General features: G+C 41.1%; 19 protein-coding genes, 1 tRNA gene and 1 other annotated feature. Of the genes, 1 reads left to right on the top strand and 19 read right to left on the bottom strand.

Features of this window, described 5'->3' with window-relative positions; genetic code table 11:
* Window positions 1-75 precede the first annotated feature (75 nt).
* From DWW43_RS11785 to DWW43_RS11720, 14 genes are all read right to left on the bottom strand, one after another.
* On the bottom strand, window positions 76-1,263 hold the full coding sequence (locus DWW43_RS11785) for an acetate kinase (RefSeq protein WP_119963722.1): 1,188 nt from the start codon (window positions 1,261-1,263) through the stop codon (window positions 76-78).
* A 154-nt stretch (window positions 1,264-1,417) separates the two neighbouring features.
* Window positions 1,418-2,101, bottom strand: a complete 684-nt coding sequence (gene coaE / locus DWW43_RS11780; protein ID WP_119963720.1) for a dephospho-CoA kinase — start codon at window positions 2,099-2,101, stop codon at window positions 1,418-1,420.
* Window positions 2,088-4,724 (bottom strand): DNA polymerase I, encoded by a 2,637-nt coding sequence (gene polA, locus DWW43_RS11775; protein WP_119963719.1) that lies wholly within the window; start codon window positions 4,722-4,724, stop codon window positions 2,088-2,090. The genes coaE and polA overlap by 14 nt, the downstream gene beginning before the upstream one ends.
* Window positions 4,717-5,310 (bottom strand): zf-HC2 domain-containing protein, encoded by a 594-nt coding sequence (locus DWW43_RS11770; protein ID WP_119963717.1) that lies wholly within the window; start codon window positions 5,308-5,310, stop codon window positions 4,717-4,719. Before DWW43_RS11770 ends, polA begins: the two co-directional genes overlap by 8 nt.
* A 41-nt stretch (window positions 5,311-5,351) precedes the next feature.
* Entirely contained in the window at window positions 5,352-5,849 is a 498-nt protein-coding gene (gene greA / locus DWW43_RS11765; protein WP_044945066.1) for a transcription elongation factor GreA, read from the bottom strand.
* 137 nt (window positions 5,850-5,986) lie between these two features.
* Window positions 5,987-7,009, bottom strand: coding sequence for a ketol-acid reductoisomerase (ilvC, locus tag DWW43_RS11760; protein WP_008400897.1), 1,023 nt, complete (start codon window positions 7,007-7,009; stop codon window positions 5,987-5,989).
* A 91-nt stretch (window positions 7,010-7,100) separates the two neighbouring features.
* The gene (ilvN, locus tag DWW43_RS11755; RefSeq protein ID WP_008400899.1) at window positions 7,101-7,589 is read right to left on the bottom strand and encodes an acetolactate synthase small subunit; all 489 of its coding nucleotides are present in this window, start codon (window positions 7,587-7,589) and stop codon (window positions 7,101-7,103) included.
* Window positions 7,590-7,691: 102 nt separating this feature from the next.
* A complete protein-coding gene (locus DWW43_RS11750) occupies window positions 7,692-10,115 on the bottom strand; it encodes a homocysteine S-methyltransferase family protein (RefSeq protein WP_119963715.1) in 2,424 nt (807 codons plus the stop codon).
* The gene (gene rnhA / locus DWW43_RS11745; protein WP_119963713.1) at window positions 10,108-10,593 is read right to left on the bottom strand and encodes a ribonuclease HI; all 486 of its coding nucleotides are present in this window, start codon (window positions 10,591-10,593) and stop codon (window positions 10,108-10,110) included. Before rnhA ends, DWW43_RS11750 begins: the two co-directional genes overlap by 8 nt.
* An 87-nt stretch (window positions 10,594-10,680) precedes the next feature.
* On the bottom strand, window positions 10,681-11,493 hold the full coding sequence (locus DWW43_RS11740) for a purine-nucleoside phosphorylase (RefSeq protein WP_347475269.1): 813 nt from the start codon (window positions 11,491-11,493) through the stop codon (window positions 10,681-10,683).
* Between the two features lie 134 nt (window positions 11,494-11,627).
* A tRNA-Ser gene (locus tag DWW43_RS11735) sits at window positions 11,628-11,715 on the bottom strand.
* 114 nt (window positions 11,716-11,829) lie between these two features.
* Window positions 11,830-13,530: a L,D-transpeptidase family protein gene (locus tag DWW43_RS11730; RefSeq protein WP_119963711.1), complete on the bottom strand. Its 1,701-nt coding sequence runs from the start codon at window positions 13,528-13,530 to the stop codon at window positions 11,830-11,832.
* A gap of 12 nt (window positions 13,531-13,542) precedes the next feature.
* On the bottom strand, window positions 13,543-14,406 hold the full coding sequence (locus DWW43_RS11725; protein ID WP_119963709.1) for a metallophosphoesterase: 864 nt from the start codon (window positions 14,404-14,406) through the stop codon (window positions 13,543-13,545).
* Window positions 14,407-14,417: 11 nt separating this feature from the next.
* A complete protein-coding gene (locus tag DWW43_RS11720) occupies window positions 14,418-15,734 on the bottom strand; it encodes a D-alanyl-D-alanine carboxypeptidase family protein (protein ID WP_243104484.1) in 1,317 nt (438 codons plus the stop codon).
* A 193-nt stretch (window positions 15,735-15,927) separates the two neighbouring features.
* On the opposite strand from DWW43_RS11720, the gene DWW43_RS11715 reads away from it, so the two are divergent.
* Window positions 15,928-16,956 carry a 3-deoxy-7-phosphoheptulonate synthase gene (locus DWW43_RS11715; RefSeq protein ID WP_008400906.1) on the top strand — a complete coding sequence of 343 codons (1,029 nt, stop codon included), beginning with the start codon at window positions 15,928-15,930 and terminating at the stop codon, window positions 16,954-16,956.
* 92 nt (window positions 16,957-17,048) lie between these two features.
* Here the strand turns inward: DWW43_RS11715 and DWW43_RS11710 are convergent, their stop codons facing one another.
* The 5 genes from DWW43_RS11710 to ilvB all read right to left on the bottom strand — a co-directional run bounded on the left by DWW43_RS11710 (window position 17,049) and on the right by ilvB (window position 20,919).
* Entirely contained in the window at window positions 17,049-17,375 is a 327-nt protein-coding gene (locus tag DWW43_RS11710; RefSeq protein ID WP_119963705.1) for an SCP2 sterol-binding domain-containing protein, read from the bottom strand.
* 15 nt (window positions 17,376-17,390) lie between these two features.
* Entirely contained in the window at window positions 17,391-18,059 is a 669-nt protein-coding gene (locus DWW43_RS11705; RefSeq protein WP_008400909.1) for a DivIVA domain-containing protein, read from the bottom strand.
* Between the two features lie 154 nt (window positions 18,060-18,213).
* Entirely contained in the window at window positions 18,214-18,660 is a 447-nt protein-coding gene (dtd, locus tag DWW43_RS11700) for a D-aminoacyl-tRNA deacylase (RefSeq protein WP_008400911.1), read from the bottom strand.
* Window positions 18,661-18,674: 14 nt separating this feature from the next.
* Complete coding sequence (ilvN, locus tag DWW43_RS11695; protein ID WP_008400912.1) at window positions 18,675-19,181, bottom strand: acetolactate synthase small subunit; 507 nt, start codon at window positions 19,179-19,181, stop codon at window positions 18,675-18,677.
* 13 nt (window positions 19,182-19,194) lie between these two features.
* Window positions 19,195-20,919 (bottom strand): biosynthetic-type acetolactate synthase large subunit, encoded by a 1,725-nt coding sequence (ilvB, locus tag DWW43_RS11690; protein WP_119963704.1) that lies wholly within the window; start codon window positions 20,917-20,919, stop codon window positions 19,195-19,197.
* 87 nt (window positions 20,920-21,006) lie between these two features.
* Window positions 21,007-21,270 (bottom strand) — a binding site (T-box leader).
* Between the last annotated feature and the right edge of the window lie 111 nt (window positions 21,271-21,381).

Here is a 21,381-nt window from a genome sequence, read left to right as displayed (position 1 = left end):
TATCTGGCATCTGTGTAACATATGTTTGACAAACCTACAAAAATCACATATTTTTTGCCATATTTTTCTTTTTCGTTACACTAAAGCAACAGTCTCTCTGGCAATCGCAAGCTCCTCATTTGTAGGAACTACGAATACCTTTACTTTTGAATCCGGTGTAGAGATCAGCTTTTCATCTCCCATAACCTTATTTGCTTCCTGATCGATCGTAATACCCATATATTCCATATCTGTCATTGCAAGATTTCTGACATATGGATTGTTCTCACCGATACCGGCTGTAAATGCAATCGCATCTACGCCACCCATGGCTGCGGCATATGCACCGATATACTTCTTGACACCATATGCAAATACATCAAGCGCAAGGCGACATCTGTCATTTCCTTCTTCCATACCCTTGCCAAGATCTCTGAAATCACTGAATCCGCCGGACAAACCATAAACACCGGACTTTTTATTTAAAATCGTATTGATCTCTTCGATATTCTTTCCTGTCTTGTTTGCAAGGAATTCGATAATGGCAGGATCGATATCGCCGGATCTTGTTCCCATGATCACACCTGCAAGCGGTGTCAGACCCATGGTCGTATCTACTGATTTTCCACCCTTAACCGCTGTAATACTGGAACCATTGCCAAGATGACACACGATAATCTTTGTATCTTCGATATTTTTTCCAAGAAGCTCTGCTGTTCTCTTTGATACGAAGCTGTGGCTTGTGCCGTGGAAACCATATCTTCTGATCTTATAGTCTGTATAATATTCATAAGGAATACCATAGATATATGCTTTATCCGGCATTGTCTGATGAAACGCTGTATCAAATACACCGACATTCGGAACACCCGGCATCAGCTTCCGGCATGCACGAATACCAATCAGGTTTGCCGGATTATGTAATGGCGCAAGATCGTTACATTCTTCAATCGCAGCAATTACTTCATCTGTAATCACAACAGACTGGGCAAATTTCTCACCACCATGTACGATTCTGTGACCTACCGCATCGATCTCGGACAGATCAGCGATCGCGCCTGTCTCTTTATCTGTTAATGCTTCTAATACATAGCTGACTGCTGCATTATGATCCGGCATAGGAAGATCCTTTGTATATTTCTCTTTTCCTGTCGTTGTATGGGTAAGTCTTCCATCTACAGCGATACGTTCACATAAGCCCTTTGCAAGAAGTTCTTCTGTATCAGAATCGATCAACTGATACTTCAATGATGAACTGCCACAGTTAATAACTAAAACCTTCATATTAAATATCCTCACTTTATATATTTTGTTCTGACTGGCACAAAGCCTGTCGAATATAACATAATTTATTTATACAGTTATCTGCTTTATTCTTTGACCTTTAATTTTCGATCTCTTTTCTTCAAGACTTAAACTTTATTTTTCAGACAACACTTTATATTCTACATTCATCTAATATGTGCTTCAAGTCTTTTTTCGTATTTTCAAGCGACCCGGAATTATCAATCTTATAGTCGCAGGCTTCCAGATAAAAAGCTTCCGACTCCTGTGAATCGATAACCGCCTGTGCTCGTTCTCTGGTAAAGCCACGATATTCGCAGAGTCTGGATATCCGGACATCCAAGTCTGCATAGACATAGCACATCTTATCACAGATACTCTTATATCCATCCTGAATCAGCAAAGCAGCTTCAATCACAAACAGCTTTTTTCCGACATTCTTCTGTTCCTCAATCCGGCGCAGGATTTCTTCTTTCACTAACGGATGTGAGATACTGTTCAGCAAAGCCAGTTTATCTTTATCGTGGAATACGATATCTCCAAGCTTCTTTCTGTCAATCGAGCGGTTAACTGTTGATTGATCGTTGTCTGTCGCTACATTTTCTTCGGCAGATACAGATGTATCTATGTCAGTATCTATCAAAATCTCCGTACCAAATGCATCCACAATTCCCTGATAAACCGTTCTTCCTGGATTCATCAGCTCATGTGCCAGATGGTCTGCTTCTATTATATATGCATCATATTCTTCCTTTAATATCGTAAGAACTGCTGTCTTTCCGGAACCGATGCCTCCGGTCAGTCCAAGGATCAGCATGTCGTCTTTATTTTGCATCATACCAATTATCTCCTTCACTGATACCGATCTCAAGCGGTACTGCCATATCGGCTGCACCCATCATTTCCTTTTCCATGATCTCTTTTACAATATCAACCTCATCCTTTGCGGTCTCTACCAGAAGTTCATCATGGATCTGTAAGATCAGGCGGGATTTCAGTCCTCGTTTTTTCAGTTCCATATTCACACGGAACATAGCAATCTTAATAATATCTGCCGCCGTTCCCTGAATCGGCGAATTCATTGCAACACGTTCACCAAAGCTTCTGGTCATGAAGTTTGAAGACCGAAGCTCCGGTACAGGACGGATACGACCGAACATCGTCCTTACAACACCATCTGCTTTTGCTTCTTCCACCTGACGGTCAAGGAATAACTTTATATTCTTATAGGTTGCAAAATATTTCTCAATATAATCAGCCGCTTCTTTTCTGGATATTCCAAGATCCTCCGACAAGCCAAATGCACTGATTCCATAAACAATACCGAAGTTAACTGCCTTTGCATTTCTTCTCTGCAAGGATGTTACCTGATCGATTGGAACATCGAACACCTCGGAAGCTGTCGTTGCATGGATATCTACATGATTCAAAAAGGCATTCTGCATGACCTGATCTTCGGACAGATGAGCAAGTACGCGAAGTTCAATCTGAGAATAATCAGCATCCACAAATACATATCCATCCTCCGGAATAAATGCCTTTCGAATCAGTCTGCCAAGTTCCAACTTCATCGGAATATTCTGGAGGTTCGGATCAGTCGAACTGATACGACCGGTCGCTGTGATCGTCTGGTTAAAGGTTCCGTGAATTCTGCCATCTTCTGATATATATGCCGTCAAGCCCTGCGCATAAGTGGAATTCAGCTTTGTAAGCTGACGATATTCCAGTATCGCAGGTATGATCGGATGGTCATTCTTTATCTTTTCCAGTACATCAACGCTGGTGCTGTATCCGGTCTTGGTCTTCTTGACACCGGAAAGTCCCATATCTTCAAATAAAATAACGCCTAACTGTTTCGGTGAATTGATATTAAACTCTTTTCCTGCATAACCGATGATCTCGGTATGCAGTTCGTCAATCCTGCTCTGCAGCTTTACGCTGTAATCATCCAAGGCTTTTCGGTCAACCCGGATTCCCCGATGCTCCATATCATAAAGCGTATATACCGTCGGCATCTCGATCTCATTATAGAGAGTGAACATCTCCTGTTTTTCCAGACGTTCCATTAGAAGATCACCTGCAAGATATGGGATCAACGCCTTATATGCAAATAATTTCCGGAAGGTCTCATTTGTAAAAGAGAACAGATTCAGTTCATCTTTTCCAACCAATTCTTTTTCGGATGGCAGTGTTGCGCCAAGATAATCTCTTGCGATCGCATCATAGGAATATACATCCTCCATCGGATTTAAGAGATATGCCGCTACACCGATATCATGCACCTTTGTATCACTCTCATCAAACGGAAAGACTGACAATGCTTCCTTTAAATCCAGAATATCAATCTGCATACCATCCCTGGTGACTGACACTATATTCTCTGTCAGTCTGTCATGCTCCATTCCATTCAGATTCGACAAAATAAAGACATCTTTATAGGATATGGCGGCAGCCAGCCCGAATAAGGTTCCATCCTTTCGGATCGGATATAAACCGATCTTATGTGTATTTTTCATCTTATCAGCAAAGAATCCGTCTATCTGCTCTGTTGTTTCAAGCAAGGTGATAACCGGATCGATCTCCGCCGCCTCTGTCACTGTGTCAAACTTTTTTAACAGACTGTTAAAGCCTAATCTTTTAAAAATCTTATATGAATCTTCATTAAATAATGATTCGATCGTCATTTCATCCAGAGAGACATCCAGCTTACAGTCCAGTTTGATCGTTGCAAGATCCTTTGACATAACTGCAAGATCCATATTCTCTGTCAGATTCTTCTGAACACGCGGAGGCTTTACCGTATCCAGATGATCCAGAATATTCTCCATGCTTCCGTATTCGATCATCAGCTTTGCCGCTGTCTTTTCTCCGATTCCCGGAACTCCGGGAATATTATCAGAGGTATCTCCCATAAGGCCCTTCATATCTATAAACTGAACCGGTGTAACGCCATATGCCTCAACAACATCCTTTGCATAATAATTTTCTATCGTTGTTCCGGTTGCTTTTGTCTTTGGGATACGCACAAGTATTGTATCCGTTGCAAGCTGTAGAAGATCTCTGTCACCCGATACAATAACAGTTGCATAACCATCCCGTTCTGCCATTCTTGATATCGTACCGATAATATCATCTGCCTCATATCCGCCTTTTTCCACGATCGTGACATGCATGGCTGTAAGCACTTCTTTCATAAGCGGAACCTGTTCCCGAAGCTCCTCCGGCATTGGTTTTCTGGTTCCTTTATAAGCACTGTATTTCAGATGGCGGAATGTCGGTTCATGCACATCAAATGCTACGCACATATGATCCGGCTTTTCTTCGTCCAAGATCTTAAATATAATGTTAAGAAAACCAAGAACTGCATTTGTATGCAGTCCTTCATAGTTTGTAAGATCCGGCAGACCATAGAATGCACGGTTTAATATACTGTGTCCATCAATTAATAATATTTTATTCATTTTCTATATCGTCCTTCTCTGCCGTTTCCTCGGCGACATCCAGATAATTTTTATGTGTCTGGTTATATTTCTTTATTTTATCCATAAACTGTACATTCTTATCACTGTTTCCCGGAAGATCCTCATCTTTATATAAAATATTTTCCAGATATTCAATCATATACTTATTACCGAATAACAGCTTTTCGCCGAATGTATCGCTGTAATAATATTCTGTCTGTGATTTCTGCTTGGAATTCTGTTCATAATGATAAACCTTTTCAAGTACGCCACTGTATACCCACAAAAGCCCTGTGATAATAGCCGCAAGAACGAGAACAATCGTAGATGTTGCAATTCGTTTTACAGCTGTCATACGTGTCATTTCTTCATCCAGCTTATCATCCAGTTCCTTTTTAAAGTTAGTTGAAAGATTCTCTTCATTATCCAACTCTTTCATCCCAACGATCAGGGTGTAATAGATTTCCAGTTCCTCTGAACAATTATCACAGTTTTTGACATGCTTAATAAACTCCTTTAACTCGTCATCCGGGAGCTTATTCTCTATAAATGCCATGATCTTCGATTGTGCTTCCAAACATGTCATCTGACTGTCACCTTCTTCATCCTGTCCGTATTTTTTATCGTCTATCGAATATGATCCCGGGATTCATCGGTTGTCTTAACAATCTCCCGTATCACAATATGGAAAGGGTCACCCTTTCCCGGAACCACCTCTACACGGTCACCGACTTTATGTCCAAGCAATGCTTTCCCCATTGGAGATATATTACTGATAATGCCGTTTAATACATCTTCACGTACTGTCGTTACGATACGATAAGTATCTTCTTCTTCATCCTCTTCAAAATAAACACGAACGGTATTATTCAAGCCAACTTCATCATCTGCTGATTCATCCTTTATGATCTCAGCAGTTCTTACCATACGATCCAGATAACGGATTCTCTTTTCATTCGCATTCTTATCCTTCTTCGCAGCATAATATTCAAAATTCTCACTCAGATCTCCCTGTGCTCTTGCTTCCTTCACAGCTTCCAACTTTTCTTTACGAACTACGACTTTTCTATATTCGATTTCTTCTTCCATCTTCTTGATGTCAGATTCTGTTAACTGATTAAACATTAAACCAACCACCCTGTTCACATTTTTGCTAACAGTATAGCACAAAACATTTTTGGATACAACAAAAGCAGATCTTACGTCCGAAAACATAAAATCTGCTCCTGTTATTATATGAAATAAAATATATTTACTTCAGATTAGTTGTTGATGAGCTTGTCTTCACCATTCCAGCTGTACAGCTTTCTGATGCTTTCGCCAACGATCTCTGATGGATGCTCAGCAGCTTTCTTTCTCATAGCCTTGAAGTGAACCTGACGTCCTGCAGGTGACATATCAAGTAAGAATTCCTTAGCAAATGTACCATCCTGAATATCAGAAAGGACTTTCTTCATAGCCTTCTTTGTATCTTCTGTAATGATCTTAGGGCCTGTTACATAATCACCATACTCAGCAGTATTTGAGATAGAATATCTCATTCCCTTGAAGCCTGACTGGTAGATCAGATCTACGATCAGCTTCATCTCATGGATACATTCAAAGTATGCATTTCTTGGATCGTAACCGGCTTCGCAAAGTGTCTCGAAACCAGCCTGCATAAGTGCACATACACCACCGCAAAGAACTGCCTGCTCTCCGAAGAGGTCTGTCTCAGTCTCTGTTCTGAATGTTGTCTCAAGAACGCCGGCACGAGCTCCGCCGATACCAAGTGCATAAGCTAATGCTCTGTCAAGAGCCTTTCCTGTGTAATCCTGCTCTACAGCTACAAGACAAGGTGTACCCTTTCCTGCCTGATACTCAGAACGTACTGTGTGACCAGGTGCCTTAGGAGCGATCATAGTTACATCAACATTCTTAGGTGGAACGATTGTTCCGAAGTGGATATTGAAACCATGCGCAAACATTAACATATTGCCTTCTTCAAGGTTTGGCTCGATATCGTTCTTGTACATATCAGCCTGTAACTCATCATTAATAAGAATCATGATAATGTCTGCTTTCTTAGCAGCTTCTGCAGCTGTATATACTTCAAATCCCTGTGCTTCAGCCTTTGCCCAAGACTTACTTCCTTCATAAAGACCGATAATTACGTTACAGCCTGATTCCTTTAAGTTAAGGGCATGTGCATGTCCCTGTGAACCATAACCGATAATAGCGATTGTCTGTCCGTCCAGTAATGATAAATTACAGTCTTCCTGATAATAAATTTTTGCTTCTGCCATTATTTTGTCCTCCTGATATAAATGACTTCTTTATAATAATTAACTGCATAACTGCAATCAATCTATCAATAGTTAAATAAGGTGCGCATGATTAATCCTGACGCTGACCTCTCACCAGTCCTGTCAGACCGGTACGAACCAGTTCAATGATCTCAAATCCATCTAACAGTCCGAGAAATGCTTCACACTTCGAGGTTGCGCCTGTTAGCTCAATGATCATGGAACCTTTTGAAACATCAACGATGTTTGCTCGGAATATATTTGCAATGGACATGATATCCTGACGGGTATCCTTATCACTTCTCACCTTTACGAGTACAAGCTCTCTGCATACTGATTTGCCCGGCTCCAGTTCAACGATCTCTACGACGTCCTCGAGCTTATTCAACTGTTTCTTGATCTGGCTCAGACTTGCATTATCTCCGCTTACTGCTACAGTCATTCTGGAATATGCAGGATTCTCCGTAACACCTACCGTAACGCTGTCGATATTATAACCTCTGCGGCTGAATAAACCTGAAACTCTGCTCAGTACACCTGATGTATTATCTACAAGAAGTGACAAAACTATATTATCCATCAATAAGTACCACCTTTCAAACCTATGAAACGGCTGTATAATCAATACAGCACAAATCCTTGTTTTATTATAGTTATCTTGTCAATTATTGTCAACGAAGAATTACTCAATATCAAGCAATCTTTTTACAACCTGAACACATTCTGCCGCATCCTCTGAATAACCGTCTGCATGGATCTCCTCGGCAAAGCTCTCCGTGATAACGGCTCCGCCGATAACGACCTTAATATCCAGATTTTTTTCTTTTACCAGTTCCACGACATCCACCATTTTCATCATGGTTGTTGTCATCAGTGCCGAAAGTCCGATGACCTTGGCATCATTTTCTATGGCTGCATCTACGATCACATCCGCAGGTACATCCTTTCCAAGATCGATAACCGGGAATCCGTAGTTTCGTAGCATCAAGACAACCAGATTCTTTCCAATATCATGGATATCTCCCTCCACGGTAGCAACCACGATCGCAGGCATTGCCTTTCCATCATCCTCTCGTACGATAAGTGGCGTGATCTGATTGATCGCAAGCTCCATCGTCTCTGCGCTTGCGATTAACTGTGGCAGAAAGTATTTTTTCTGTTCAAATAATTTTCCAACACGGTTAATTGCCGGAATCAGCTCATCATCAATAATTTTCTGCGGATCTATCCCCTGTTCCAGTTCTTTTTTGACATCTTCTGAAATATTTCTTTTATTTCCTTTTACAACATCTGTGTAGATAACACTTTTTTCTTTTTCATCCTCCTGACTGCCTCCATTCTGTACAGGTGCAGCCGTTGTGATCCCGAGAGGTTTTACATTCTGGATATACCGGATATCTCCTTCGTCTTTGTTAAGAAGCATATCCGATGCATATGCCATATTCATAAGCATAGTCTGTGACGGATTTGCAATTGCCATCGTAAGGCCATTCTGGATTGCCATCGTTAGAAAAGCTGCATTTACAAACATACGCTCCGGCAATCCAAATGAGATATTCGAAAGTCCGCATATCGTAGCAAGCCCCATATCATGACAATAACGGATTGTTTTCAGGCAGTTGACAGCAGCAGCTTTCTCTGCTCCGACTGTTGCAACCAGACCATCGACCACAACATCCTCTTTCTGAAAGCCCATCTTATAAGCAGCATCCAGAACTGTATGTATAATGTTTTCTTTTTCATCACTGTCCTTTGGAAGTCCCTCGTCAGAAAGCGGAAGCAGAATGAACATCGCACCATATTTTCTGACCAACGGAAGGATCTCCTGCATTTTTACCTTTTCCAGAGATACAGAATTCACAAGTGCACGTCCCGGATAGATACGAAGTGCCGCTTCGATAACAGCAGGGTTACTGGAATCAATACATAACGGAAGATTCACTGCCTGTGACACCTCATATACAACTCTTACCATCATTTCTTTCTCATCAATACCATTCATGCCGACATTGATATCAAGGATTGATGCACCCTTTTCCATCTGTTCTTCCGCCATCGTCATAACAGTATCGAGAACTCCCTCCCGAAGCTCTGCCTGCAGTTTCTTCTTACCGGTTGGATTGATACGTTCTCCGACCACCATAAAAGGACCATCCAGACTGATCTGTCTTGTCATGCGTTCTGATGATAGCAAACGTTCTTTCTTGTCTGATATCTCAGGAATATCCATTGTCTTTGCCATATCAGAAAGTGCTTTGATATGGGCAGGAGTTGTTCCGCAGCAGCCGCCGACCATACCGGCTCCCGCTTCTATGATCATCTTCATATCTTCTGCAAAGGTTTCCGGTGTCATGGCATATACACTTTTACCATCCACAAGTTCAGGCATACCGGCATTCGGCTTCGCAAATACGGGAACAAATGCTACCTCTTTCATGGCAGCCACAAGCTCTGTCATCTTGTCCGGTCCTGTGGAACAGTTTACACCTATCGCATCCACGCCAAGATTCTGTAATACATTGACCGCGGTTACCGGATCCGTTCCATATAAGGTTCTTCCGTCCTCGTTAAATGTAAGGCTCGCCATGACAGGGAGATCACAGATCTCATTTGCAGCGATCACAGCAGCTCTGGTTTCGGCAAGGCTCATCATAGTTTCTACAACCAGAAGATCACAGCCCGCCTCAAAAAGAACTTTGATCTGTTCTTTATAGATATCAACCAACTCTTCAAACTGAAGTTTTCCCATCGGATATAGCATCTCACCTGTCATGGTAAGATCGCCTGCGACATAACCATGCCCGCACTCAGCAACGGCCTGCTTTGACAGAGCTACCAGATCCATATTCATCTGATAGAGATCATTCTCCAGTCCATATTCACGAAGCTTTAAACGATTACAGGTAAATGTCGGAGCATATAAGATATCTGTGCCTGCATTCAGATACGACGTCTGAAGTTCCAGCATAACTTCTTTGTGCTCCAGTATGTATTTTTCCGGACATACACCAAGCGGCATGCCTGCATTCATCAGATTTGTTCCGGTTGCTCCATCTAAGATCAGTATTTTCTCATTGAACAGTTGTCTAAATTCGTGTTTATTCATTCGTTATCACACCTTCGTCGTCTATTTTGTTATCTCCGTCTGCCGCTGTCGTTGCAAGCATATCACATCGTTCATTCATCGGATGTCCTGCATGTCCCTTTACCCAGTGAAAGGTTACTGTATGCGGTTCTTTTGCTTTTAACAGTCGTTCCCACAGATCCCGGTTCTTTACCGGTTCATTCTTGCCACGTTTCCAGCCCTTCTTGATCCAGCCCCATATCCAGCCTTCATTAAATGCCTTTACAAGATACTGGGAATCTGAATATAAATCCACATTACAGGGTTTTATCAATGCTTCTAAACCAACAATAGCTGCCATAAGCTCCATGCGGTTATTTGTAGTCTTATTATAGCCCTGTGAAAATTCCCGTTCATGGAGCGTTCCTTTTCCATCAATAAACTGGATAACCGTACCATATCCGCCCGGTCCGTCCGGATTACCTCTCGCTGCACCATCTGTATATATCTTTACATCCATTCTTTTCGCACCTCATATCCATTCTAATTAATCCATATCCGCTTATAAATGACTGATTATCACTTTTCATCAAATGATCGGAATATTTTATTCTGTGCCATCACTATAACTTTCGATCAATTCTGTAAGGAGTCTGCTCATTTTATCAGACATCTCCTTACTGCGATCCAGAATATCCTCATGCTTTAATTCAGCACCAAGTCCTGCCGCTTTATTTGAAATTGCCGAAAAACCGGATACACGGATTCCCATATGGCAGGCCGCGATTGCCTCACATGCTGTACTCATGCCGACCGCATCTGCGCCGAGCAACTGAAACATCCTTATCTCAGCCGGTGTTTCATATTGCGGACCGGTCACCTGAATGTAGGTTCCTTCCACAACATGAAGTCCAAGCTGCTCAAATACTTTCCTGCTTATCTGTATTTTTTCTTTATCATATATATGGCTCATATCCGGGAATCTGACGCCAAACTCATCTATATTTCTTCCAATCAACGGAGATGGAACAAAGCTTGATATCTGATCCGAAATGATCATGATATCTCCCGGTGCCAGCTCTTCACTGATTCCTCCCGCCGCATTGGTAAGGATCAGCCACCGTATTCCTAGAAGCCCCATCAGCCGGATCGGCTTCACAACATCCTGCATGGAATATCCCTCATAGTAATGAACTCTTCCCTGCATGACAACAATCGGCTTTCCACAGGAATAACCAAATATAAACCGTCCCTTATGACCGGCAACCGTCGAAACAGGAAAGCCCGGAATCTCTTTATAATAAACATACACCGGATCATCCACAGTAAATGCATCGCCCAGTCCGCTTCCAAGTACGATCCCTATCTCCGGCTTCATCTTTATTTTGTCAGTGATATAACGAACAGCTTCATCATACATAAATAACATCTCCCTATCCCGGTGCTGCAGCTCACCTGTACCCAGTCTCTGAAATACATAATTCTGAGTTTTCTCATATATCCATATGGTAAAAAAGCTGACACCCATCTGAATGTCAGCTTATTTTCATAAAACGGAGATAGAGAGATTTGAACTCTCGCGCCGGTTGCCCGACCTACCGCTTTTCGAGAGCGGACCCTTCAGCCACTTGGGTATATCTCCTTTTTCCTATGACTTTGCTATAATACCATTAATACACAAAATATACAACTATTTTTTATGATACTTTCTGATGCCTTTTCACCGGACATGGTCATACAATGGTAACACTTAAAACTAATAGTAGCAGATTACAGGCATCCCGGCATAGATATTCTCATAAATAACCGCGGCTTTCTGATATGGCAGATTAACGCAGCCATGCGAACCGCTGGAATAATAAATGTCTCCGCCGAACTTATCACGCCATGTCGCATCATGAAGCCCGATTCCACGATTAAAAGGCATCCAGAAATTGACCTTTGTCTCATAATCCTCTCCTCTTAAAACAGAAGGTGATTCTTTATATGTGATCGAATATAACCCATCCGGTGTACCATGTCCTTTCTTTACACAACCTGTTACACAGGGAGAATCTTCAACCAATTTTCCATCTATGATCAAATATACATGCTGGTTTGACAGATCGACCTCTACATAAGAATAACCGATATCCCCGTATTTGTTATATGCTGCTCCCGTCTGGGAAAACTCCGGTGTACGCTCCTGTGATTTCCCACTTGCAAGTGCTTCCCGCAAGCCCTTTGTCTCCGCTTCTACATCAATTGCCCATCCATAACGATTGCCTGTTTCTTCTACATATCTTCCTGTATAAGTCTGAAAGGTTCTCGTTGTTCCGACTGTATCATATGTCTCTGCAAGCTGTCTCACATATGCCTGAACCGATTTCTTTTTGAACTTCCATTTTCCGTTATCATAATAGAGCCAGTTGCCAAATGTTGATGCATCAAGCGTCCATGATACACGATCAATGCTGTAGTCGATCTGAACCGTAAGATATGTTTCCAGTGCTTTTTTCCGGTCTGCAATCTCCTTACTGTCTGCCGTGATCTCTGCATTCTCATAACACGCTTCTTTATCAAGGTCTGTAGTAGCTTTCACCTGTTCAAGCGCCGTTTCTATCACTTCATGAACCTTATCTGTATCCAGATAACTGCCTTCTGTCTCTGGTATGATAACCGCCTCGCTCTTATCAACTGCTACATAGGCATCCTTTGGTTTTTCCATATTCTTTTCCTGCATACAGTCCTGATCTTTTAAAAATTGATACAGTTTTTCCTTATCATAGGTTACCTCATAACTGGTTTTATAATCTTTTCGCTTATTATTCAGATATAAAAACCACAGAAAGCCATTTTGCTTCTTCTTAATGCTTTTCTCATTGGAAACTGCCTGTATCGTCATATCGATATCTTCCGGACGGATCACAAATGATGCATGTTCTCTGCCGTTTACGCTTAAAGTATATCCACTCATATATGTATCGATCGTGTTTTTTACGGATTTTACTGTATGATAGGATACATTCTGTCCGTCAATATATGTATTCTTGTTAAAATGGAAACTAAACCAGATCGACAATGTAAGATAACAAAGTAAAATAACTCCGCCCACAGAAATTGATATAATCGCAGCGATCTTTTTTCCTTTTTTCCGTTTATCGATCTGTTCATAGACACTCTTATCGACAAAGACATCCGATGGTATGGCAGCAGCCGTGGCAGCAACCTCCGGCTGGTCTTTTGTTTCTATTTCTTCAGTCTCCGCCTGGTCTGTCTCTTGGTCTGCTTCAGTTTCAATCTCCATCTGCCCAGCCTCTTTGCCTGCCTCATTCTCTTCTTTGTCTGCGCTGTTTTCTGTTTGCTCTTCTTTAGTCTCTATTTGTGTTGCCTCTTTATCCGCTTCGCATTCTGTTTGTTCTGCATCTTTGACGGCTTTGCTCTCTGTCTGCTCTACTTCTTTGTTTTCCTCACTCATAATCTTCCCCTGTTATTCTCCTTCCAGATGGATCACGCATATCTCCGGTTTATTATTGACCCGGAACTTTAAAGTATGACCACCAAGTCCACCTGTTAAGATCATTTTTTTATTACGATATTCATACATACCCCGGTAATATTTTGGAAACAGCCGTACCATCGGTGATATCACTCCCCCAAAAAACGGAAGTATGATCATGCCCCCGTGTACATGACCGGATAACACCAGATCTGCTCCCCATTCCGCATAAACCGAAAAATAATCCGGGTTATGCGCAAGTAATATCGTATATACATCCTGATGTCTCGTCGGAAGAAGCTCCACCAGATAGTCCGTCTCCATCTTCAGAAGCCGGAATCTTCTGTAATAAGCCGCATCCATGTCAAGCCCCACCACCCGGATATTTTCAGATGTCAGAATCATTTCCTCATTTATAAGCCATTGAACATAATCCTTTGTCTGTTCATATAGATTTTCCCAGATATCTCCATACTGCTCTGTATATAAACTGGTTCGCATCTCATGATTTCCCTTTGAAATATAAACAGGGAATTCACTTCCAAGCTTTTGCAGAAGGTCTATCGCAACCCCCGAATCGACATCTTTCTTTCCGACTATAACATCTCCTGCGATCAAAACTGCATCAGGAACAATCTTTTTTATCTCTTTTATGAGCTCCTCATTTTTATCTCCGAATTCCGCATTATGAAGATCTGCGATCATCGCAAATGTAGCAGACTTTTTGATTCTTTTATCCGTGATCGTATAATGAGATACCGAAAGCATGTGATTCTCCCGTCTGCTTTCAATCAGAACTGCGCACAGACAGATAAGCGCAAATATACAGATGATACTGATAATATCGAATAACATTTCCTCTTCCTCTAGGAACGAAAGGCAAGATATAATACTTTTTTAAAACTATAGCCAAACGTCATTTTCTTTATATTTTCTGCAGCAACAATCTCAACTGAACCAAGTACACGGCCATTGATCGAATATTCCATTTTTCCGATCACGTCTCCTTTGTTGATCGGTGCAGTAAGCGTCTCTTCCTGAACCGGTGTCTTCTTCACATCATCTGCCTTTTCTCCGCGAAGCAGAACGGATGAGAATTCCGATGCACTTTCAATCGCCAGTTCGTCACTGATACCATTTTCTATAGAAACGCTGCAGGTGTCAAGTACATTTTCATCTTTATACAGATTGCAGTTTGCATATCCATAATCGAATAGCTTGCAGACCTCTTTATTTCTGATATCCTTTGTTTCAGCTCCCATGATAACTGCGATCAATGTAATGCCGTTTCTGTTCGCCGTCGCCGACATACAGTATTTGGCTGTCGCCGTATATCCGGTTTTAAGCCCGGTCGCCCCGGTGTACATATTAAGGAATTTATTTGTATTAGCAAGGTCAAATCTTGACTCGCCCCTTGCGGTTTTATGTATGATCGAATCCATCCAGATACCGGAATATTTCAGGATCTCAGGATGTTCGTCAATTAACTGTCTGGACATAATTGCAATGTCTCTTGCCGATGTCTCATGTCCATCTGCATCCAGTCCACAGGCATTGACAAAATGTGTATGCTCCATTCCAAGTTCCTTTGCCCGGTCATTCATTCTCTGAACAAAGGCTTCCTCGCTTCCTGCCGTGAATTCTGCCATAGCAACTGCCGCATCGTTTCCTGATGCAATAATGATACATTTTATCATATCTTCAACCGTCTGCTGTTCACCGGTTTCAAAGAAACATTGTGAACCACCCATAGAAGCTGCATGTTCACTCACAGTTACAATATCAGACATCTGATAATCGCCTGCCTTCATTGCCTCAAAAACCAGAAGCAGCGTCATTACCTTTGTGACGGATGCAGGTTTCCTTGCCTCGTCTGCATTTTTCTCATATAATACCGTTCCTGTTGTTGCTTCCATAAGGATACAGGATGGTGATTCCAATTGAAGTCCGGACTGATCTGTCGCCATTTCATCTGTTGCTGTTCTATCTGTTACAGTTTCATTTGTTACGGCTTCATCTGTAAGCGGTTCTTCCTGTACGTTTTCCTCAGTTACCACCTCTGGCTCAGCAACACTATATATTACCGATCGGTCGGTATGTCCGACTACAAGTGCTATTCCAAGAACCATACCTATAAATGCTCTGCCTACCCTCTTTCCCATTTTAACCCGTTTCAATAACATCCCTCTAATCTGTTCATTTATACAATTTATGCTTAAAAAAATGAATAAAGAATGTTTGTGTTGATATTTTTCTTTCATAATTAATTATATTCTGCTATAATACTACAGAATTATGCGCAATATGCGGTAATTTAATAAATAATGACACTTTCGTCATTTATTAACTGGACAAATTATAACAGGAGGAAAATCAATGAGTATGAAATTGGTTAAACGAGTACCAACCGGTGAAGAGATCAAAGAATTATATCCTCTCTCACAGGAACTCAAAGACATTAAAGCAAAACGAGACGAAGAGATCAGAAAAATTTTTACCGGAGAAGACAAGCGATTTATATTTATAATTGGTCCATGTTCCGCTGATAACGAAGATGCTGTATGCGACTATCAGAACAGACTGGCAAAGGTTGCAGAACAGGTCAAAGATAAAATTCTTGTAATTCCACGTATATATACGAACAAACCAAGAACAACGGGTGATGGATACAAAGGGATGTTACATCAGCCGGATCCGAATAAGGCGTCTGATATGTTAGAAGGTTTATATGCGATTCGTAAAATGCATATCCGCGCGATCAAAGAAACCGGACTCACAGCAGCAGACGAAATGCTCTATTCCGAGAACTGGCAATATGTTGACGACATCTTATCCTATGTAGCGATCGGTGCACGTTCCGTTGAGGATCAGCAGCACAGATTAACGGCAAGTGGAATGGACATTCCGGTCGGCATGAAGAATCCAACCAGTGGTGATTATACTGTTATGATGAATTCTTGTCTTGCCGGACAGCATCCGCATACTTTCTTATATTCCGGATGGGAAGCCCACACAGACGGAAACCCACTGACTCATTGTATCTTAAGAGGTGCATTAAACAAACACGGCCGTTCTATCTCAAACTACCACTACGAAGATCTGCGTCTTTTATATGAATCATACCAGAAGTTCAATCTGGTAAATCATTCATGTATCGTTGATGCAAATCATAACAATTCAGGCAAAAAATTCGATGAGCAGCCAAGAATCGTAAAAGAGGTTATCCACAGCCGCAATTATGATCCTGATATCAAAGAACTTGTAAAAGGTGTTATGGTCGAAAGTTATATTGAAGATGGTAATCAGCCGGTTGGCGGAGGATGCTATGGCAAATCCATCACAGATCCTTGTCTCGGATGGGAAAAGACAGAACGTCTCTTAAAAGAAGTTGCAGATCTGTTATAAAAAACGATAAAAGAATATGAAATTTCTTTTTAATAACAATTATATGTATGATAAAAAGGAACCTGCCAAATAACAACTGGCAGGTTCCTTTTTTAATCCTTTATGATGCGTGATAGAAAATTTCTACCTAACGACACATCTCCGGTAATATTCAATTTTCCGGTTGCATAAGCATAAATCGGATCCATCACTCCATTTATTACTTTCTCCAGGCAGGATACTGTAACGATAAACTGAACATTTCGTTGCTTATATTCCCCCGAAGCGACCTCAAATGTATCATCTTTCAAATGAATGTAAAAATGCCCGCTATCACGTCCAATAACATCAAACTGGAAATATGTATCATCCTTTAATCCATCTATATTCTTATGCAAGGATAATTCATTAAAATAATCAAGACATTCCCTGTATGTCATATAAACAAACCCGCTTTATAAGAACTCGAAATCGTCTTCCTCGTCGCCATCACCGATCAGAACCTGATTACGCTTAACGCCTTCTTCGATTTCTCCTACAATTACTTCATCTTCTTCATCCTCTGTTACAGCACTCTTACCTGCAAATGCCTGTGGCTTGCTTTCCTCTTTCGGTTCTTCCTTTGGCTTCATCTTTAACTTCTGAGGTTCATTTGTTGTCTGGGACTTCATCTTCAGCTTAGTAATAGGATCAGCTTCTAACGCATCCTCATTAATGGATGAAGCAGTACCTGCTGTTGCTGTTGCAACACCACCATTTGCCTTAATCTCTTCCATCTCTGCTTTTAACTTTGCAAGCTCTGCCTTTGCATTTGAAAGGACTTCATTTGCACGCTTCTTTGCATCGTTAATGATTCTGTTGGCTTCATTGTTTGCTGCATTCTGTTCCTTTTTGGAACCCGGAGCAGCCTGCTCCAACTGTTTCTCTAATTCATAGATCTTTACACTATTCTCTCTGAGAGAATTCTGAGCCAGTTCATTTTCTGCTGCAGCTGCATCATATTTTGCCTGTAATGAAGCAAACTCATCCGATACTTCTCTCATAAATGAATTTACTTCATCTTTATTATAACCAAAAAGTCCCTTTTTAAAGGTCTTTTCTTCAATGCTTTCCTTTGTTAACATTATAGTGCTTCTCCTTTTCGTGTTTTTTTAACATAACCTAAACTTAATTATATTAATTCTTTGTATGTTTTTCAAGAAATAATCGTATGTTTTTAAAAAAATTTACAATTTTTCATGAAAGATATTCAAGTCTAAGCTATTTTCATGTATTCTTTTACATTTCTTGACTATCAAGCAGAATTGTAAACGGTCCGTCATTAGACAGATCCACTCTCATATCCGCACCGAAAACGCCGCTTTCCGTAACAGTATTCTTCTCTCTACAGGCAGACAGGATATATTCATATAACTTATTTGCCTTATCGGGGTTACCCGCCTTTGTAAAAGAAGGACGATTTCCTTTCCTGCAGTCTGCACATAAAGTAAACTGTGATACGATCAGAAGCTCACCTTTTACATCTGTAAGAGAAAGATTTGTCTTGCCATTTTCGTCTGCAAATATACGAAGCCCCAGCAGTTTACGGATCAATTTATCTGCAACTTCTTCTGTATCTTCTTCGAATACACCTACAAATACCAGCAGACCTTTTCCGATCTTTCCGACCTCTTTATCATCTACTGTTACACTTGCATGATTCACTCTTTGAATCAGAAATCTCATAATCTTTTTCCCCTTTAACGTTCTGACATACTGATTGCTTCTACAGCAACACTTCCCCCTCGAACGACCTCGATTCGGTTCGGAAAACTCTGTTTGAATAATTTGATCGCATCATTATTCTGATTCTCTGTCTGTAAACACTCTACCAGAATATTCTTTTTATCGTAGTCGGTAATTCTAAAATTAAATGCATTTGCAATGCGGAATACCTCATCCTTATCATCCGTATTACATTCCTTGACCTTAATAAACAAAATCTCTTTATTATGAATCGGAATATCTGTATAATCAACCACCTTGATTACTTCCACACTACGGTTTAACTGCTTCTTTACCTGCTCAAAAATACGATCATCGCTTGTAAAACTGATTGTCATTCTGGATATAGTCGTATCCTCTGTCTCACCAACTGTCAGACTGTTCAGATTATACGATTTGCCTGAAAAAAGGCCGGAAATCCTTGCAAGTACACCTATTTCGTTTTCAACATATAAACATATCCATCTTTTCTTTTCACTCATATGTCCATCCTCCTTAACAATCCATGATCATATCATTTAATGACTTGCCGCCCGGAACCATCGGGAATACATTTGCAGTCGGATCAATATAGAACTCTATAACTGTAGGTCCCTTTGTATTTGCCTTTGCCTGCTCAAATGCTGCCTTGATCTCTTCTTCCTTTGTAACACGGATTCCAAGTGCCTCATAGCTTTCCGCCAGTTTTACAAAATCCGGTGTATATTTCGGACAGCATTTGTCCGGATTCTGACAATCATGATTACAGCTCTTTCTGTATCGCAGACATGTACTGCTGTAACGCTTGTTGAAGAACAACTCCTGCCACTGACGTACATTTCCAAGATAACCGTTATTTAAGATACAGATCGTGATCGGAAGCTCCTGTGCAACCGCAGTCGCCATCTCCTGAATATTCATCTGCACACCACCGTCACCGGAAATACAGATAACATTTTTATCCGGATTACCAATCTTGGCACCGATGGCAGCAGGAAGTCCATATCCCATCGTACCAAGGCCACCGGAGGTTAAGAGCTGGTTCTCTCCGCCAAGTGCGATATACTGTGTTGTCCATAACTGATTCTGCCCTACATCGGTTGTAATGATGAAATCGTCATACATCTCATTAATGGTCTTAATGATCTTCTCCGGTGTAACACCTTTATAAGAATTCATGTTGATCGGATACTGTCTCTTCACTTCCATGATCTCATCTACCCAATCGCTTATATCTAATTTCTTTGCATATTTTAACATCTTTGTAATCGCAAGCTTTGCATCTGCTACGATCGGGATGTCTACCTCGATATTTCTGGAGATTGATGCTGCGTCGATATCGATATGTATGATCTTTGCATTCTTTGCAAATGTGTCGATCGTACCGGTGATACGGTCATTGAATCTGGTTCCGATTGAGAACAAGACATCACATTCCATGATTGCTTTATTGGATGCAAGATTTCCATGCATTCCGATATTACCAACATATAAAGGATGGTCCGTCGGAATTGCTCCCTTACCCATGATCGTAGTAACAACAGGGATTCCTGTCAATTCACATAATTCCTGCATTTCTTTTCTTGCATGCGCGATATTTACACCACCGCCGATCAAAAATACCGGTTTTTTGGCACGATTTAATTCTGCCAGAGCCTTCTTAAGCTGACCGGAATGTACGCCTTCAGACGGCTTATATCCTCTGATATTTACCTCATCCGGATATTCATCCGACCCCATTGCCAACTGGATATCCTTCGGTATATCAACCAGTACCGGACCCGGCTTACCTGTTCTTGCGATATAGAATGCATTCTTGATAATCCTTGCCAGATCTTCTCTCTTTCTGACTGTTACCGCATACTTACAAATACTTCTCGTGATACCTACGATGTCAACCTCCTGAAAGGCATCGTTACCGATCAGATTCATCGGTACCTGTCCGGTAAAACATACAAGTGGAACACTGTCATAGTTTGCTGTTGCAATTCCTGTAACCAGATTGGTTGCACCGGGACCGCTGGTAACCAAGCATACACCAACCTTCCCTGTTGATCTTGCATATCCATCTGCCGCATGAACAAGTGCCTGTTCATGTCTTGGAAGGATCATATCGATTCCTTCCGCATCATATAATGCGTCAAATAAGTCGATCGCTGTTCCACCCGGATAGGCAAACAGTGTATCAACATGTTCTTCCTGTAATGCTTTTACAAACATCTGTGCTCCATTAATCTCCATAACCTATATCCTCCTTTAATTTCATTCATATAAATTTCCTAAAAGAGCTTTTTCACATCCATTAAAAAAGCCCTAAGCCGTATATCAGCTTAGGGCGAATAATCATATCCGTGGTACCACCTAAATTCAGGTTCTTCCTGCTCTTATCCGATACTTGCAAGTTTTACCTGTGTCATATCGTTTTCCTGTAACGGGGAAATCCGTTGAATCCTACTTAGCACTTCATAAGAAATTATGCTTTTCAGTCCACTGCTCGAAGGCTACTTCCATACATCCTAGCTGAAGATTCTCACCACCATCTTCTCTCTGGGAGCCGGTCCTGTATGTACTCCTCCTTGTCATTGCATTTGACATATAAACTGTTGTTACTTTAGCATAAATGAGGAAAAAAGTCAACGTGTTATTTAGGAATAATAACCAAATACTGTAGGATTACAATACATGTGTTACAACTGAATATAA

Source organism: Clostridium sp. AF15-41 (assembly GCF_003604095.1).
Taxonomy (GTDB): Bacteria; Bacillota; Clostridia; order Lachnospirales; family Lachnospiraceae; genus Coprococcus.
This window is presented reverse-complemented; position numbering and strand designations above follow the sequence as displayed.

Excerpts from the sequence above, each read along its gene's own strand:
- DWW43_RS11785 (WP_119963722.1), bottom strand. The coding sequence starts at position 1,263 with ATGAAGGTTTTAGTTATTAACTGTGGCAGTTCATCATTGAAGTATCAG.
- coaE (WP_119963720.1), bottom strand. The coding sequence starts at position 2,101 with ATGATGCAAAATAAAGACGACATGCTGATCCTTGGACTGACCGGAGGC.
- polA (WP_119963719.1), bottom strand. The coding sequence starts at position 4,724 with ATGAATAAAATATTATTAATTGATGGACACAGTATATTAAACCGTGCA.
- DWW43_RS11770 (WP_119963717.1), bottom strand. The coding sequence starts at position 5,310 with ATGACATGTTTGGAAGCACAATCGAAGATCATGGCATTTATAGAGAAT.
- greA (WP_044945066.1), bottom strand. The coding sequence starts at position 5,849 with ATGTTTAATCAGTTAACAGAATCTGACATCAAGAAGATGGAAGAAGAA.
- ilvC (WP_008400897.1), bottom strand. The coding sequence starts at position 7,009 with ATGGCAGAAGCAAAAATTTATTATCAGGAAGACTGTAATTTATCATTA.
- ilvN (WP_008400899.1), bottom strand. The coding sequence starts at position 7,589 with ATGGATAATATAGTTTTGTCACTTCTTGTAGATAATACATCAGGTGTA.
- DWW43_RS11750 (WP_119963715.1), bottom strand. The coding sequence starts at position 10,115 with ATGAATAAACACGAATTTAGACAACTGTTCAATGAGAAAATACTGATC.
- rnhA (WP_119963713.1), bottom strand. The coding sequence starts at position 10,593 with ATGGATGTAAAGATATATACAGATGGTGCAGCGAGAGGTAATCCGGAC.
- DWW43_RS11740 (WP_347475269.1), bottom strand. The coding sequence starts at position 11,493 with ATGTATGATGAAGCTGTTCGTTATATCACTGACAAAATAAAGATGAAG.
- DWW43_RS11730 (WP_119963711.1), bottom strand. The coding sequence starts at position 13,530 with ATGAGTGAGGAAAACAAAGAAGTAGAGCAGACAGAGAGCAAAGCCGTC.
- DWW43_RS11725 (WP_119963709.1), bottom strand. The coding sequence starts at position 14,406 with ATGTTATTCGATATTATCAGTATCATCTGTATATTTGCGCTTATCTGT.
- DWW43_RS11720 (WP_243104484.1), bottom strand. The coding sequence starts at position 15,734 with ATGTTATTGAAACGGGTTAAAATGGGAAAGAGGGTAGGCAGAGCATTT.
- DWW43_RS11715 (WP_008400906.1), top strand. The coding sequence starts at position 15,928 with ATGAGTATGAAATTGGTTAAACGAGTACCAACCGGTGAAGAGATCAAA.
- DWW43_RS11710 (WP_119963705.1), bottom strand. The coding sequence starts at position 17,375 with ATGACATACAGGGAATGTCTTGATTATTTTAATGAATTATCCTTGCAT.
- DWW43_RS11705 (WP_008400909.1), bottom strand. The coding sequence starts at position 18,059 with ATGTTAACAAAGGAAAGCATTGAAGAAAAGACCTTTAAAAAGGGACTT.
- dtd (WP_008400911.1), bottom strand. The coding sequence starts at position 18,660 with ATGAGATTTCTGATTCAAAGAGTGAATCATGCAAGTGTAACAGTAGAT.
- ilvN (WP_008400912.1), bottom strand. The coding sequence starts at position 19,181 with ATGAGTGAAAAGAAAAGATGGATATGTTTATATGTTGAAAACGAAATA.
- ilvB (WP_119963704.1), bottom strand. The coding sequence starts at position 20,919 with ATGGAGATTAATGGAGCACAGATGTTTGTAAAAGCATTACAGGAAGAA.